The 379-nt window shown below is 53.6% G+C and carries 1 pseudogene; it reads left to right on the top strand.

Annotated features, from left to right (window positions below):
* Positions 1–45: 45 nt before the first annotated feature.
* Positions 46–379: pseudogene (locus FDX22_RS30985) on the top strand (DegT/DnrJ/EryC1/StrS family aminotransferase); the annotation flags it as partial.

Here is a 379-nt window from a genome sequence, read left to right as displayed (position 1 = left end):
CGCCAGGCGTGGTAGGCAAACTGCGTCCAGCGATGGCTGAACAGAGTGACTCCCGAACAAATTGAAGCCGCTATCACACCACGAACCAAAGCTATTATTCCCGTGCATTATGCCGGGGCCCCAGCCGATCTTGATGCCATTTACGCTATCGGTGAACGCTATGGAATCCCTGTCATTGAAGACGCAGCACACGCCGTCGGAACGTTATACAAGGGTCGTCATGTCGGTGCTCGTGGTACCGCAATCTTTTCCTTTCACGCTATCAAGAATGTGACCTGTGCTGAGGGTGGACTGATTGTTACTGACGACAGCCAGCTCGCTCAACGGCTTCGCAGCCTGAAATTTCACGGCCTGGGTGTAGATGCGTATGACCGTCAAA

The sequence above is a fragment of the Citrobacter sp. TBCS-14 genome (assembly GCF_005280805.1).
Lineage (GTDB): Bacteria > Pseudomonadota > Gammaproteobacteria > Enterobacterales > Enterobacteriaceae > Citrobacter > Citrobacter gillenii.
The sequence above is the reverse complement of the archived record's forward strand: the minus strand, read 5'-3'. Positions and strand labels throughout refer to the sequence as shown.